Raw genomic sequence first — 14,717 nt, 5'->3', positions numbered from 1 at the left:
ACAGGGAGGGGACCGTGCTCGAGGCGGTCGGGGTCAGTGAGTTCGAGGAGCGGGTGTACCGCGCCCTGCTGAGCCTGGCGGACTCCTCCGCGGCCGACCTCGCCGACACCCTGCGGGAACCCGCGCGCAAGATAGGGCCGGCCCTGGCCCACCTCGAAGAGCTGGGCCTCGTGCGCCGGGTGAACGGGCGGCGGCACGCCCCGGTGTCGCCGGAGGCCGCGATCGGCATGCTCATCAACCAACGGCGGGCCGAACTCGACGAGGCGCACGGCGCGGCGGCCGAGTTCGTCGACGCGTTCCGGCTGCGGAATCTGCGTCACCACCCGGCCCACCCGGTCGAGGTGGTCTCCGGCCCCGACGAGGTGCGCCGGGTCAGCCGGACCATGCAGCACAACCCGGCGACGTCGGTGCTGTCCTTCGACAAGCCGCCGTACGCCACGCCGCCCGCCGGGTACGACGAGGTGGCGGCGGAGCGTCCGCTGCTCGAACGCGGCGTGGAGATGCGCGTCATCTACGACGGTGCGGCACTGGAGCTGCCCGGGCGGTTGGCCAACGTCACCGAGCTGATCCGCCTCGGCGAGAAGGCCCGGACGCTGCCCACGCTCCCGTTGAAGCTGTACGTGTACGACCGGCGCCTCGCCATCGTCCCGCTCTCCGGCAGACACGTCAGCGAGGCGATCGCCGTCATCCACCCCTCCGCGCTGCTCGACGCGCTGATCGCCCTGTTCGAGGCGTACTGGGTACAGGCGACGCCGATCGTCGCGGTGCGGGCACACGCCGCGGACGGCCTCGACCCGCAGGAGGCCACGGTCCTCGCCATGCTCGGCGCCGGACTGACCGACCAGGCCATCGCCCGCCAGCTCGGCGTCAGCCTCCGGACCGCGCGACGCCGGATCACCGCGGTGATGGACCTGGTGCACGCCTCGACGCGGTTCCAGGCCGGCATGGCCGCGGCCCACCGCGGCTGGATCTGATACCTACGCCGGGTCGGCGCCGACGGCGTCGGTGACAGCGGAGAACCGCACGCGTTCCTGCTCGAGCCGCACGGCCGGTCCGAGCGCGTCCTCGACAAGGTCGCGGTACAGCGCGGATTCGGCCGGGTCCAGCCGCTGCAGCGCGGCGTCGGTGGGCGTCGGCTCGCGCACCCACTGGCCGTCGTGGGCGAGCAGGGTGGCGCGGTCCATGAGCATCGACCCGGCGTGCGGGAACGATTGGCGCAGCCGGTCGAGGATGGCGAAGCCGTGGGTGTCGATGTCACCCCAGTAGATCAGCCGGCGTCCGGTCAACCAGGCCAACGGATGCAGCGTCGGCACGGCGTACCCACCGCCCAGGACGACGATCGCGTCCGCGACGGGTGGGAACGCCAGATACGTGATCTCGTTCTCGACGACGTACACGGTCGAGGCCGCCGGCGGGCGGCATGCCAGTTCGTCGACGCGGACCATGACCTCGGTGAAGGGCTCGGCGGAGCGGGCGTCGAGGTGCCGGAGGCGGACGTAGCGGGGCTTCCCGCGGAACCGGTAGCGGCGGGCGAAGTCCGACGGAGGAGCGCCGCGATCGACGCGGTCGTCGGGAAGGTGCCGGTCCAGCAGGTCCGCCAGCAGCGTGCGGTGCCGCTCGATGAACTTGGTGTCGACGCCGGGAACGTCGACCTGCCGCAGGTACATCTCCGGCGTCGCGCGGTCGGCGATCCACCGCACGGTCCGCACCAGTGCCGGCCACACCGCCTCGTGCGCGAGGACCTTCATCGGCTGCGCGGTCATGAAGGACACCAGCGTCGGCGCGTCCCGGCGGGTGTCGGAGACCAGGTCGGTGAAGCGTCGGACCCGTGGGGTCACCCCGAGCACCGACCACAGCTGTTCGGGGGTGTCGAGCCAGGCCCTGGCCGGGACCAGGTTCGCGCCGATGGCCCGTCCGCCGATCGGCCTGTACTCCACGCGCAGTTTGGCCGCCGCCGGTCCCCGCCACTGCGCCGCCCAGTCCTGGACCTCGCCGAACGCCGACGCGATCTCCGTCGGTGACGGTGCCCGGATCGGAACGCCGACCGGTTCCCACGGACGGTCCTCGGCGATGGCGGCCAGGAACTCGCCGCGGTCCCAACGCTTGCGGAGGCCGGCCACCACGTCGCCCGGCACGGTCCAGGACCGGCTGACGGGGGCCCGGCGCGCCGGCCGCCGGTCAGCCACGGGCGACCGCGTCGTCGACGGTGACCGGCGGGAGCTGACGGACGAGGTGCCGCTGCTGACGTTCGCGGTACTCCTCGACGGTGAGGCACTGCAGCCGGGAGTTGTCGCCGGTGGCGTTGTCGACGAAGCCGACGGCGGCGACGAACGGTTCGATGACGTGGATCTTCTGGAGCGGCGTGACGATGAGCAGTTGCAGACCGAGGCGTTGGAACAGGCTCAGGGCGTAGCGGGCCGATTCGCTGGACCCGCGTCCGAACGCCTCGTCGATGACGACGAACCGGAACGTCCGCGCGGCCGCTGCCGTGCCGTCCAGCTTGAACTGGTACGCGAGGGAGGCGGCGAGAATCGTGTAGGCGAGTTTCTCCTTCTGCCCGCCCGACTTGCCACCGGAGTCCGCGTAGGTCTCGTGTTCGGTGTCGTCCTCACGCCACCGCTCCGAGGCGGAGAACACGAACCAGTTGCGCACGTCGGTGACGCGGCGCGCCCACTGCCGGTCGGCGTCGGTGTGGCCCTCCCGCCCCTTGAACCGTTCGATCAGCCGCTTCACCTGAAGGAACTTCTGCTCCGAGTACTGGTCGTCCGCGTCGGGATGCAACGAGTTGTCGGTACACGCGACGAGGTCGCCGATGAAGTCACGGATCTCGGTGTTCGGCGTCCGGTGGCCCTCCAACCGGATGTACCGCCCGGGGTTGTAGTCGATGGCCTCCAGCGAGGTGTTGATGGTGGCGATCCGCTCATTGATCAGGTCACGCTGCTTCGACAGCTGGGAGTTGAAGGTGGCGACGTCGCGGATCGTGTTCGTGTTGAGGTACTGCTTGAAGTCGTGCTCGAACCGGGGCAGGTCGTCGTCGACGAGCCGGGCCCGGAGCGCCCGGTAGTCGGTGGCCGACTGGAACGAGTCGTCCATGTCCAGAACGGCCTGCGGGTAGGCGCGCCGGAACATCGTCATGTGGCGCACCGCGGTGGTCACGGCGTCGTGGCGGTGCCCGGCCGCGGTTTCCCGCCGGGCGGCGAGGGCGCGTTCCAGGACGGTCTCCAGCCGGTCGAAGTCCTGCGGCCGGTTGCGCGGATGGCCGTCGAGCAGGGGTGCGAGTTCGTCGAAGGACGACCGCGCGTGCTCGAACGCGGGGCCCTCGACGATGGCCCGTACCTCGGCGAGGGTGGTCCGGTTGCGGTCGATGTCCTTGTCGAGCACGCCGATCCGTTGCTGGAGGACGTCGCGTTCCTTCTGCGTCACCGCGATCTCCTCGACGACGGAGACCAGTTCGTCGGCGACCCGTTGCAGCTCGCGGGACGACGACTCGAGGGCGCGACGCTCCCGTTCGAGGTCGGCGATCCGGTTGACCGTCTCCTGCCAGTCGAGGTCGGCGAACCCGGTGAACTCGTCCAGCTTCGCCAGGACCTTCTCGCGTTCCGTCGCGTCGTGGAGCCGCTTGCGCAGGCCGTCACGTTCGGCGGTCAGCGCGGTGTGCCGGGTGGTGAGCTGCTGGGCGTTGCGCAGCAGCAGGGCGATCTTCTGCTCGTTGCTCCAGCCGAGAACGTAGGTGCTGCGGTCGTCGATGCGCCGGCTGTCGTCCTTCTCATGGCGTCCACCGACGCCCTTGATCTGGCCGGACCGCGTGACGGCACGCTCGGCCCGGCGGAACTGGGCCATGCTCTCGACGCACTCGTGGTCGGCCCGCCGGCCGAGCTGCGCGTCGAGCCAGCGGCTGAACTGCCCCTCGCGCACCTCCAGCTTGGTGTACAGGCTTCGCCCGCCGGGCGGTCCGTCCGGACGCAGGGAGGCGGCCAGCCGCACGGGCACCCGGTAGTAGACCAGTCGCCGGCCGAGATGGTGGCCGTCGATCCAGTCCGACACGGCCGGGTAGTGCTCGTTGGGAACGAGCAACGACAGGGCGAACCCGCGCAGCATGCGCTCCGCGGCGCCTTCCCAGTCGCGGGCGTCGTCGCGGACCTGGATCAGCTCGCCGGCGAACGGCAACGCCTCCGGGGTGATGCCGAGCTCACCGCAGATCTGGCCGCGGAGGTCGAGGCTGTGCCGGGGGATGTTGCTCCGGCGGCCGCGCAGGCTGAGAAGTTCGGCGTTGACCTCGCCCATCTCCTCGTCGGCCCGGGCCAGGTCCCGCTCCGCCACCGTGAGCCCGGTGTGCAGCTCCTCCCGTACGTCGGCGCTGGTCGCGTTCGCCGCGGTGATCTCATCGTGGCGACGCGCGAACTGTTCCAGGTTCTGCACAGCCGGCAGCTCCGCCGCCGTGAGCAGGAGGTTGAACCGGTCGAAGCGTTTCTGTCGGCGGTCGCGTTCGGTCGTGGTCCGTTCGATCTCCGCCGTGAGCTGGGTGATGCGGTCGCCGCCGAGACCGGCCCGTTCGAGGGTGAGGCGCTCCTGCCGGTCGTGAAGGTCCGTCAACGCCAGGTCCAGGCCGTCGCTGCGGGCCTGGCTCTCGGCACGCATCCGGGTCAGCTCGCCGATCTGGGCGGCGAGTACCTCGGCCTTGCCGTGGGCGCAGAAGTACGGCAGGCACTCGCGCTGCCGCTCGACGGCGTCGATCTGCGCCTGGTGGGCGTCGGCGCGGTCGCAGGCCGCCAGCAGCGGGTCGAGGGCGTCGAGTTGCTGCCGGGCGGTCAGGACCGCCTCGTGCGCCCGGTTCAGGTCGTCGAAGTGGCTGACGAGCTGCGCGATCCAGGTCTCGGCGTCGAACGGTTCGAGCATGTGGCTGCGGACGAAGTCGTTGAGGTTCTCGACGGCTTTCATCGACACGGTCTGGTGGAACAGTTCCATGGCCTGTTCCGACCCGATGCCGAGCCGGCGGCGGAAGTCCTTGCCGTACTCGGGGAAGTGCTCAGTGATCCGGGCTCCACCGCTCCGGAGTCGTCGGCGCAGCCCGTTCATCTCCGAACCGAAGTTCGCGAAGTCGTCGGCGATGGAGAGCCCGCCGTCCGCGATCGCGTAGAACCGTTCCGGCTGGCCCTGGTTGCCGTCGTGCAGCCAGAACACCTGGGCGAGGCTGACGGTCGCGCCGAGGGCGGCGTTGGTGAAGACGCCGAGGATCACCGAGTAGCAGGTGCCCGACCGCAACGCGACCGGCCGGGAGGTTCCGGTCGACTCGTTCCGTTCGGACTTGTGGTAGCCGAGCACGTAGGAGCGGAGGCTGCGTTCCCGGGTCTCGGCGCCGGCGGCCTTGTTGTAGGAGATCCTGTTGGCCGGCAGCAGCAGCGTCGTGATGGCGTCGACGAGCGTCGACTTGCCCGAGCCGATGTCGCCGGTCAGCAACGCGCTCGCGCCGTCGGGGGTCAGGGCCCACACCCGGTCGTGGAACGTTCCCCAGTTGCGCACCTCGAGGCGGTGCAGGCGGAAGCCGGCACCCACCCGCTCGTCGTCCCACATCACGCGCCGCCCTTCCCCGTCGACCCGGTGAACTCCGCGGCGTACTCGGCCAGCCTGGTGTCGAGATCGGCCAGCCACTGCGCGTCGACGAACGCCTTGAGGATGCGGCGCACCTCGAACGCGGCCTCCCCGTCTCCGAACCGTCGCAGGAACCCCAGCTCGACCACCTTGCCGATGTGGGTGTCGATCTGGTCGATCAGCCGGGTGTCCGTGCTGCCACGCGGCATGAAGACCGTCACCATGTCGATCAGCTGCTGCCGGGTCACCACCAGTCGCGTGTCGCCGGAGTTGGCGTCGAACTCGGCCAGCTTCTTACGCAGCAGCGCCAGGAGCAGGCTCACGTGCAGGGACAACTGCCGCCGCGCGATGAGCCGCGGAACCGGCGACTCCTCGCCGTCGAGGTCGACCGGGCGGGACCGGAGGAACGCGTACCCTTCCGCCTCGTCGACCGTCACGGTGAGACCGATGACGGCGACATGGTCCCGGACCTGGGCCTGCAACTGGACCAGATGCCGCCAGGCGACCTCGTGCGTGTCGCGGTAGACGACGCCCTTCATCAGGTGGGTGACCGCCAACGACAGGTCGGGTGCCGCCGCCTCCGTCATGACTCCACCCGCGTGAACGTCACCCGTGGCATGGTCGCGGTCCGGTGCCGGCCGTCCGCGTCCGTCCATTGCACCTGTTCGCGCCGCGCCTCGTCGAACACCACCCGGAACGCCGGGTCGACCAGCGACAGGTAGGTCACCAGCTCGGCCAGTCCCTGCTCCAGCGGCCGGTCCCCGACGATCTCGGCCAGGCCGACCTGCGATCGCTTGCGCAGCGCCTCCCGCACGCCGGCGGACAACCGCAACGGGTCGACGTGGACCTGCTCGAACAGCACGGACACGTCGACGACCTCGTCGCCCACCGTCACCGCGGAGCTGTCCAGCGCGTCCCGGGGCCGGGTCCGGTACAGGGGCCGCTCCATCGGCAGCGCGATCGAGGGTGCGGCGGCGTCGATCTCCATCACGAACGACGCCGTCGGCAGGTCCCGCAGCCGCAAAGCGGCCGCCTCAATCCCCCGCAGCAGGTCCATCACCCGGCGGTTCTCCAGCCACACCTGGTCGTCGAGGAATCGACGCAGCTGTTCCGACAGCGTGCGCACGGTCGCCTGGGTCCGCTCCCCCGCGTCGAGCCAGTCGTAGTGGATGCGACGCATCCGCGGGTCCGCCGCTTCGATGGCCGGCAGGACCTGCACCTGCTCCAGCAGATCCGTGAACTCCGCCTGCCGCTGCTGCGAGAGCAGGAAGTCGTAGAACGCGTGGAAGCTGCGGCCCTGGTCGGACTCCGCGATCGCGTTGCGGCTGCCGAGGACCTCGTCGAGCAGCGCGCCCTTGGAGCCGTTCCACAGCGCCACCTGTTCGCGCAGGTCCCGGTCCAGGGCCCGGAAGTTCGCCTCGACCTCGCGGAAGTCGGCGAGCAGACCCCGCGCCGTGGCGGTGAACTGCTGGTACCGGTCACGCTGCGCGGACGCGTCCATGATCGTCATATCGCCGGCCCGGACCCGTTCGATCTCGGCATCGATCTCGCCGCGCCGCCGGTACAGCTCCGCGAGCCGCCGGTCCGGATCCGCCTCCGCGCCGAAGACCATCTGCCGCAGCAGCTCGAAGATGATGTTCAGCCTGGACTCGGTGCCGACGAACGCCCGCGCCTGCAGGGAACGGACCCACGCCAACGCCTTCTCGACCGCGGGCGTGGCATCGAAGTGCACCTCGTCGGAACCGGGTGGATAGTACTTGCGGAGCCACCCCACGTCGGACCGCGACCAGTCCTCCAGGTACGCCTTCGCCGACTTGGGAAACCGCACCTGCCCGAACCGCTCGTTGAGGCCCTGGAGCTCGTCCTCCAACCGGCCGGCAAGCTCGGCGGCCGATATCGAGCGCACGTTCTCGTCGACGAACACCGCGCCCAGAAACGTGAGCACCAGCGCGGCGTTGTCCGCGTTCAGCAACCGCCAGGCGGCGCTGTTGCGCCGCAGCCGCTCCACCTCGTCGAAATCCATCGCACCCCACGGCCGAGAAACCCACCGGCGCTCCATGCTACGGACCGCGGAGCCGTCGCCATAATGCAACTATTGCCCGATTTATGCGATCAGAAGATCAACGCCTGATCAGGCGTCGACCAGGCCGTGGGGTGGTACGTCGACCGTCCGGTCTCCGGGTGTTCCGCCGATGACGATCTGCCGGTGCGAGACGTTGTTGGCCGTGTCCTGTTCGTGGAGCGCGTGTTCCGGGTTCGCCACGATCTCGATGTAGTAGACGCCGTTGGGCAGGTCGGTGACGTCGAAGCTCTGCCCCGGTAGGTCCTGGTGGTAGGTGTCGCCGTTGCCGATGTCGAGCACCTGCCGCACGGCCTCGGCGTCCGCGTCGCCGCACGAGCTGTGCAGGTCGGTGTTCTCCGGGTGCCAGTTGGCGTGCGGCAGCGTCTGGTCGATCGGGTCGGTGCTCGCCAGGCAGAATGCCTCCTTGGCGCTGCGCACCGCGACCCGCTTGTCGGCGTCGAGCAGACGGTACTGCGCGAAATCGGTGAAGTGCCAATGGTTGTGGCCCGCACGCGCGTCCCATTCCATGGTGCCGACCGGCGCGGAGCCGACCTCTGTGCCGCGGGTGTCGTAGAAGTACTGGTAGGCGTCCATCATCGCTTCGCCGGGACGCCGGAACGCGTCGACGACCAGCGGCGAGGTGCCCGCGGTCCACACGGTCGCCGCGAACGCCAGTCGGTCGCGGCCGGTCTCGTCGAAGGTGAAATAGATGTTGAAGGCGGGTAGCGGCCGCAGGTCCGGTCGCGGCCCGCGCGGGGGGCGCATGGTCGTGGACGGACGCTGAGCAGCCGGCCGCAGCGGGCCACCGGACGACTCGGTATCCACAGTGGACGCGTCGACCGTGCGCACCGTCACCGGAACCGACGCCGACCATGCGTCCGGCGCGAACCCGAACAGTTCGCGGTACGGCTGGTTGACGGACACCACCGCCGTGTAGGTGCCGTCGTCGAGGAAGAGCGGCGAGTTCCACCGTGCCGCCGTCGGCGCGCCCCAGCCGGCCTGGATCCCCCACACGCCGCCCAGCGCGAAGGGCGCGAACGTCGCGCAGCGACGGGGATACGGCGACGTGGCCGGCGCCGCCGGATGTGTGCGCACCGGCGTGCCGTTGGGGCAGAACGTCTCGTCCCGCTCGATGACCGTGTTGCCCGCCGCGTCGAGCAGGGTCAGGTGGGTGAACGCGCGGAAGCCGGCGAGGTCGGTGAGAAGGCCGGCCGGCAGCCGCACCCGCCGGTTCCCGACGGTCCGGGTGGCGACGACGGGGTCCACATAGGACGCTCGCGTGGCCCGCACCTCGAACGGCGTCCGGCCGGCCACGACGAGCGTCCCCGGGTCGAGCCTGACCACCGCACCCGGCCGCCGCTCGACGGTGACCGCGCCACCCGCGACCAACCGCAGCGACGGTTCCGCCGACGACGCGACACCGGCCGCCGGCGGAACGGGTGCGGCGATCGCCGCCACGACCGTGAACAGCGCGATCCGACGATGGGTCTTCAGGAGCACGCGTAGAAGCCGCTCACGCCGGTACCGCGGATCCGGAACGTGTACGGGCCGGTGCCCCGGCACGTGTATTTGGCGGTGCCGGATTGGCTCTGCGCGACGATGACCCAGGTCCACGGCAGGTGCGTGCCGAGCGGCGGTGGGTCGTACCGCTCGACGATGACCGGCCACGGTATTTCGCTGTCCGGGTCGTAGCAGTACTGCCAGTGCTGCCCTACCAGGGTGTTGTCGTAGAACTCGAAATACGCTCCGGGCCGGTGGCATCCGCTGGCGCTGGCCGCGCCCTGCGCGACCACCTGCGTGCCGACCATGACGGATACGACCACCGCACCCGCCGCGCCGACCCGACGCATATGTCTGATCATGGTGCCCTCCCGACGTACCACAAAGGTGCGGCGAGGGTAGCCATCCGGACCTGGTGTTCCACTGAACGCCGGCTGATCATCCGCTGAGGTGCTACCGGACCTCGCGGTGGCGTAGGTAGTGGCGGGCGGCCCGGACGCGGTTGCCGCAGGTGGGCGAGCACCACTCGCGGCGTGGATGGTCCTTGATGAAGAACTGCACGCAGCCGGGCGCCCCGCAGGCGCGGAGCGGACCGGGGAGGTCGCCGCCGAGCAGCGTCATCGCGTCCCGGGCGAGCGCGGCGAGGGCCGACGCGCGGGCGTCGCCCGTGGCGCGCTCGACCACCTGGAACCGACCGTCGGCGCGCACCAGCGTCGGCCAACTCGGCGCGCCGGCGGAGAGCCGGTTCAGCAGCGCGACGCCGTCGTCGTGGGCCGGCGCCCGACCACCGTCGACGGCGACGGCGATCAGGTCGCGGACGGCGTCGCGAAGGTCGACGAAGGCGGGTACGTCGGTTCGGCCGATCCGCGGCGCACCGGTCAGGCCGAGTTCGTCGGCATGCCGGGTGAGCCAGGCGTGCAGGAGCTCGCGTGTGCCGATGCCGTCGTGCGCCTGACCGCGCACCGCGTAGCGGGTGTTGGCGAACCGCAGTGACAGTGGCTCACTCACGACCACAGGGTACCTGTTCTAATGGCAAATTCCACTTGCCGGCGTTAGAAAGCCGTGGCATCCTCTAACGGGTGACCGAGCAATTATCCGTTAGAGCCCGTGGGCCGCACGTCGCGCAGATCTGGCGCTTCCCGGTGAAGTCGATGCGGGGAGAGCAACTCGGGTCGGCCACGCTCACCGACGAGGGCATCGTCGGCGACCGGGTGGTCCACGTCCGCGGTCACCGGGGCGTGGTGACCGCGCGCACGCGCCCGGGCCTCCTGGGCCTTGCCGCGACGACCGCCCCGGACGGCGGGATCCTCGTCGACGGTAGGCCGTGGAACAGTCCGGCCGTCGCCGCCGCGATCCACCGGGTGGCCGGGCCGGGCGTGGAGGCCGTGCACTACGCGGGCAGCGAGCGTTTCGACGTCATGCCCCTGCTGGTCGCCACCGACGGCGGCATCGCCGCGCTCGGCCACAGCGGGCGACGGTTGCGACCCAACATCGTCGTGGGCGGCGTCGAGGGACTGGCCGAGCGGTCCTGGCCCGGTCGGACACTGCGCATCGGCGAGGTGGTGATCGGCATGCTGAAGTTGCGGTCGCGCTGCATCGTCACCACGATCGATCCCGACACCGGTGCGCAGAACCTCGACGTCCTTCGACGGATCAACCGGGAGTTCGAGGGACGGGTGGCACTCGACTGCTGGGTGGCCCACCCCGGCACGATCCGGGTCGGCGACCCGGTGGAGGTTGTCGACGAGTACCTCGAGCCACCGCCCCGGGGCGGCTGGATCGTCGGCGCTCCCTACGCCGTTCCCTGACCGCGCTCGGCTACTTCGCCAGCGACACGCACAGCACCAGGTCCCGGCTCGTGCCGACGCCGTCCTGGTACAGGAAGTCGGTGGCCTCGGTGCCGTCGCACACCTTCTCGTCGGTGGTGCCGTCGCGACGCAGCAGCACCTTGTACGCACCGCTGTCGGTGCACTTGGCCGGGTTCACCGTGTTCTCCGAACCGGTGATCGTCAGGCAGTCGCCGACCTTGAACCTGGCGAGGTCGCCCTCGATCGACTCCTCCGTCGGCGTCTTGGTGGCGGCCGGCGTCGTCGGTGCCGCGGTGCGGGTCGAGGCGGGCGGTGCCGTGGACGCGGCCGGCGCGGCACGGTCCGGTCCCGAACCGTCGTCAACGGCGGCGCCCAGTCCCACGAGGAAGACGGCAGCCGCGCAGAACAGCACCACCACGCCCACCACCACGCCGACGATGATCAGCGGCGTCCGGCTGCCCGACCGCTGTCCCTGCGCCGGCCCGGGGAACGGCTGGTACGGGGCACCCGGGTACTGCGGCATCGGTTGCGGCGGCTGCCCGTACCCCGCGTACGGGTCGGGCTGCTGGTTGTACTGCTGCCAGGAGTCCGGCGAGTTGCCCTGCGGGTACACGTCGCTCCACCTCTCGTCCACGCGTCCGGTCGTGCTCCACCAGGACACGTGGTGACGGCGTGAGCGGGCACTCTTCGGCGGGTATGCGACAGAACTGCGCCGTCAGCGCACCGGCCCGCGCGTCCGGTACAGGTTCCACGACAGGCGCACGATGAGATCGTCGACGCGGTTGGCGAGCACCTCACCGTCGACGCCCTCTCTCAGGTACACGATGTGCGACTCGAGGTCGTCGACGATCGGCCCGCGGCCCCATCCGCGCATGAGTGATCCGAGAAAGTCCGCGTCGACGACTCCGGACCCGGTGTTGAGACACGCGATCACGACCCGGTGCGGGTCGATGTGCCCACTCCGCCCCCGCGCGACGACGTCGCGGAAGAATCCGGGCCGGGTCCTGCCGCCCGCGAACACGACGAAGGCCGGATCGACTACGCGCGTTCCCGGGGCCACCCTCAGGTCCTTCCCCTCGTGGAGAACCCACCGGCCCTCCGGATTCTTCGACAGGGGGACGACCTCGAACGAACGCCTCTGCATCTGGACACCGACGAGTTCGACGTCGCTCCAGTTGACGGGGTCGCTCAGCAGGATCATCGTGGACCCGGTGGACGGTTGGTCGTGGTCCAGCAGCATGCCGGCCGGATCCCAGGTGTAGACGGTGATCCCGGTCCGCTTGGCGAACTCCCGTTCGAAGGTCACCCAGAACGACTCGTCGGAATCCGCGCCGCCCAGTGCGATCAGTCCATCGCACGCGCGAACGGCCTCCAGCAGGGGCGTGCTCACGAACTCGTCCGGTGCGACCGTGATCGGCGGAAAGACCAATGGTCGTACGTGTGCGGGCAGGGACCCCAGCAACCGGTCGCGCTCGGCCGAGTCGCGGTACGAATGCGAGATGAAGTAGCGTCCCGGCGGCAGTTGGGAGACTTCCATGGCAGTCGACCGTAGCAAGTGCGGCGTTGATCGGGACCTTGCGCAGCCGTTGTACAAAGCCACTCGTGGACACGACCGGACGGTGGTTGAACCTGAGCCGCCGCGGCCTCACCGAGGTCCCCGGATTCGTTCGTGACCTGGTGCACGTCGAAGGGCTCGACCTGTCCGAGAACCACCTGACGACGTTGCCCGGGTGGATCGGCGAGTTGACCAATCTCACCACACTCCAGGTCGCGTACAACCGCATCCGCGCGATCCCCGACACGATCGACGGCGCGACCCGGCTCGAGGATCTGATCCTGTCGTTCAACGAGCTGACCGAACTTCCCGGCACCCTCGGCCGGCTCCGGCACCTGGTGTATCTGAAGGCGTCGGCCAACCGGCTCACGACCGTTCCCGGATCGCTCGGCGAGCTGAGCGAACTCACCCTTCTCAACCTGATGCGCAACCGGCTCACGGCGCTGCCGAACTCGCTGGCCAGGTTGCGGAAGCTGAAGGATCTCAACGTGCGGGAGAACCCGATGCGCCGGCTCGGCGCGGTCGGCCGGCGCGACGACATCATGATCTGGCGCTGATGTCCGTTCTGAGGATCCGGGCGGGCCGGCTGGCCCGCCCGGAATCAGCGGTGCATCGTCGGGGCGATGACGTTCAGCTGCCCGTGCCAGTTGTGGCAACGGTTGCCACCGGCGTTCCGGGCCGCCTCCATCGCATCCTCGGCGACCTTCAGCAGACGCTCGGGCGCCGGGGCGTCGTACGGGAGAGCGGCGACGCCGAGCGATGCGGTGACCCGCACCGACACGTCGGAATCCAGCGGGATCTTCGGGTTCGCGACCGCGTCCCGGACCGCCTCGGCGAAGTGCCCCGCGTAATACCCGTCGGCGTCGAGCAGCAGGATGCCGAAGCGGTGCGGGCCGATGCGGGCGATGAGATCCTCCGGCCGGCACAGCGCCCGCAGGCGCCGGACGACCTCGCGCAGCACCTTGTCGCCGGCCGGCTGCCCGTACGTCTCCACGACCACCCTGAACACGTCCAGTTCCAGCGTGATCAGGCCGAAGTGGCCGCGGTTGCGCAGCGCCCGTTCGCCCTCGATCGCGATGTTCGCCTGGAACACGCCGAGGGAGTGCAGTCCGGTCAACGGGTCGACGATCGCCCGTTCGCGTTCGCTCGCGGAGAGGGCGACGAGCCGGCTCACCAGAAGCACCATCAGCAGCACCGCGGCGGTCACCACGAACGGCAGGTGATCGACCCCGGCGCGTCCCGGTGCCACCAGCATCAGCACCGGGAGCAGCGCACCGATCACCAGAATCGTGAGCCGTGGTCCACCGATCGGCCCCACCACGGTCGGCGCCCGGCTGTCGAGCCACCGCATCGACGGGTGCAGCGCGGCCGCGCCCAGGAGCACGTACGACAGGATCCAGCCGCCGTCGATCCAACTGCCGTCGGTGTAGGTGCCGTTGGCGGATCCGACGGCGTACAGCACGTCCGCGGCGAGCATGACCACCAGTCCGGTCGCCAGCAGCCGGAAGGCCGGGGTACGGGCGCCGGTGCCGAGGATGAGCCGCAGGGCGACGGCGAGCACCAGCAGGTCGAGCACCGGGTACGCGATCACCAGGACCGTCGTCTCGCCGTCGGCCGCCAGCGGTGCGATGACGTACACCCACCACAGCACACCGGCGGCGATCACCAGCACCGCGGGGTCGACGAGGGTGGCCGACTCGCCGCGCGGGATCCGCCGCCGCACGAACATGATGAGCGCCACCAGAATGAACACGTACATGCCGAGATAGCACACGTCGACGGCGACGCCCTCGCCGATGACGAGGTAGAGGGTGTCTCCCGTCGCGTACGACACCTGACCGGCGGCGAGCAGCAGCCAGCCGATCGGCGCCGCCGGCCGGTGGATCACCACGCCCGCCACCACGGCCAGCGCCGCGCTGACGCCGACCGCCGTGTACAGCAGCGCCTGTGGGTCCAGCGGCAGGACGAAGTAGATGGCGAGGGCGAAGACCCCGACGCAGAAGTAAACGAGCCACAGGTGCGGAACGCGTTGGATTCGCGGCGACATGTGAGAATTCACGCCGGTCATGATTCACGGTCTTCGTTCGACCCGAATTCAGCCGTACGGTCACCGCGTGAAAACCGTTCGTACCAACGGTTTCCGGGTGTCGCCGACGACGGGTAAACACCACTGCCGGCGCGCCGTTCGGCACGCCGGTGCAGA

General features: G+C 70.1%; 13 protein-coding genes. 3 read left to right on the top strand and 10 right to left on the bottom strand.

Annotated elements, in window-relative coordinates; all coding sequences use genetic code 11:
- The first annotated feature begins 14 nt into the window (after positions 1-14).
- A complete protein-coding gene (locus Vau01_RS25630) occupies positions 15-974 on the top strand; it encodes a helix-turn-helix transcriptional regulator (RefSeq protein ID WP_203997132.1) in 960 nt (319 codons plus the stop codon).
- A 3-nt stretch (positions 975-977) separates the two neighbouring features.
- Here the strand turns inward: Vau01_RS25630 and Vau01_RS25625 are convergent, their stop codons facing one another.
- From Vau01_RS25625 to Vau01_RS25595, 7 genes are all read right to left on the bottom strand, one after another.
- Positions 978-2,186 (bottom strand): Wadjet anti-phage system protein JetD domain-containing protein, encoded by a 1,209-nt coding sequence (locus Vau01_RS25625; RefSeq protein ID WP_203997131.1) that lies wholly within the window; start codon positions 2,184-2,186, stop codon positions 978-980.
- Positions 2,179-5,571 carry an ATP-binding protein gene (locus tag Vau01_RS25620; protein WP_239151843.1) on the bottom strand — a complete coding sequence of 1,131 codons (3,393 nt, stop codon included), beginning with the start codon at positions 5,569-5,571 and terminating at the stop codon, positions 2,179-2,181. The genes Vau01_RS25625 and Vau01_RS25620 overlap by 8 nt, the downstream gene beginning before the upstream one ends.
- Positions 5,571-6,176, bottom strand: coding sequence for a DUF4194 domain-containing protein (locus Vau01_RS25615; protein WP_203997128.1), 606 nt, complete (start codon positions 6,174-6,176; stop codon positions 5,571-5,573). The genes Vau01_RS25620 and Vau01_RS25615 overlap by 1 nt, the downstream gene beginning before the upstream one ends.
- A complete protein-coding gene (locus Vau01_RS25610; RefSeq protein ID WP_203997127.1) occupies positions 6,173-7,612 on the bottom strand; it encodes a DUF3375 domain-containing protein in 1,440 nt (479 codons plus the stop codon). Before Vau01_RS25610 ends, Vau01_RS25615 begins: the two co-directional genes overlap by 4 nt.
- Before the next feature lie 108 nt (positions 7,613-7,720).
- Entirely contained in the window at positions 7,721-9,151 is a 1,431-nt protein-coding gene (locus Vau01_RS25605) for a lysyl oxidase family protein (protein ID WP_203997126.1), read from the bottom strand.
- Positions 9,142-9,513, bottom strand: a complete 372-nt coding sequence (locus Vau01_RS25600) for a hypothetical protein (protein ID WP_203997124.1) — start codon at positions 9,511-9,513, stop codon at positions 9,142-9,144. The genes Vau01_RS25605 and Vau01_RS25600 overlap by 10 nt, the downstream gene beginning before the upstream one ends.
- A gap of 91 nt (positions 9,514-9,604) precedes the next feature.
- Positions 9,605-10,159: a CGNR zinc finger domain-containing protein gene (locus Vau01_RS25595; protein WP_203997122.1), complete on the bottom strand. Its 555-nt coding sequence runs from the start codon at positions 10,157-10,159 to the stop codon at positions 9,605-9,607.
- Positions 10,160-10,230: 71 nt separating this feature from the next.
- On the opposite strand from Vau01_RS25595, the gene Vau01_RS25590 reads away from it, so the two are divergent.
- Entirely contained in the window at positions 10,231-10,959 is a 729-nt protein-coding gene (locus Vau01_RS25590; protein WP_239151839.1) for an MOSC domain-containing protein, read from the top strand.
- 10 nt (positions 10,960-10,969) lie between these two features.
- Here Vau01_RS25590 and Vau01_RS25585 read toward each other — a convergent pair whose 3' ends face one another.
- Positions 10,970-11,593 (bottom strand): LppU/SCO3897 family protein, encoded by a 624-nt coding sequence (locus Vau01_RS25585; RefSeq protein ID WP_203997114.1) that lies wholly within the window; start codon positions 11,591-11,593, stop codon positions 10,970-10,972.
- An 81-nt stretch (positions 11,594-11,674) separates the two neighbouring features.
- Complete coding sequence (locus Vau01_RS25580; protein WP_203997112.1) at positions 11,675-12,496, bottom strand: hypothetical protein; 822 nt, start codon at positions 12,494-12,496, stop codon at positions 11,675-11,677.
- A gap of 65 nt (positions 12,497-12,561) precedes the next feature.
- Here Vau01_RS25580 and Vau01_RS25575 point away from each other — a divergent pair, with 65 nt between their 5' ends.
- Positions 12,562-13,071 carry a leucine-rich repeat domain-containing protein gene (locus Vau01_RS25575; protein WP_203997110.1) on the top strand — a complete coding sequence of 170 codons (510 nt, stop codon included), beginning with the start codon at positions 12,562-12,564 and terminating at the stop codon, positions 13,069-13,071.
- A 44-nt stretch (positions 13,072-13,115) separates the two neighbouring features.
- Here Vau01_RS25575 and Vau01_RS25570 read toward each other — a convergent pair whose 3' ends face one another.
- Positions 13,116-14,561: a GGDEF domain-containing protein gene (locus Vau01_RS25570; protein WP_203997109.1), complete on the bottom strand. Its 1,446-nt coding sequence runs from the start codon at positions 14,559-14,561 to the stop codon at positions 13,116-13,118.
- Positions 14,562-14,717: the final 156 nt, after the last annotated feature.

It is taken from the genome of Virgisporangium aurantiacum (assembly GCF_016863635.1).
GTDB lineage: Bacteria > Actinomycetota > Actinomycetes > Mycobacteriales > Micromonosporaceae > Virgisporangium > Virgisporangium aurantiacum.
This window is presented reverse-complemented; position numbering and strand designations above follow the sequence as displayed.

What these genes read in the sequence shown, in the direction of transcription:
- Vau01_RS25620 (WP_239151843.1), bottom strand. Translation starts at nt 5,571, where the DNA reads ATGTGGGACGACGAGCGGGTGGGTGCCGGCTTCCGCCTGCACCGCCTC.
- Vau01_RS25615 (WP_203997128.1), bottom strand. Translation starts at nt 6,176, where the DNA reads ATGACGGAGGCGGCGGCACCCGACCTGTCGTTGGCGGTCACCCACCTG.
- Vau01_RS25610 (WP_203997127.1), bottom strand. Translation starts at nt 7,612, where the DNA reads ATGGATTTCGACGAGGTGGAGCGGCTGCGGCGCAACAGCGCCGCCTGG.
- Vau01_RS25600 (WP_203997124.1), bottom strand. Translation starts at nt 9,513, where the DNA reads ATGATCAGACATATGCGTCGGGTCGGCGCGGCGGGTGCGGTGGTCGTA.
- Vau01_RS25580 (WP_203997112.1), bottom strand. Translation starts at nt 12,496, where the DNA reads ATGGAAGTCTCCCAACTGCCGCCGGGACGCTACTTCATCTCGCATTCG.
- Vau01_RS25570 (WP_203997109.1), bottom strand. Translation starts at nt 14,561, where the DNA reads ATGTCGCCGCGAATCCAACGCGTTCCGCACCTGTGGCTCGTTTACTTC.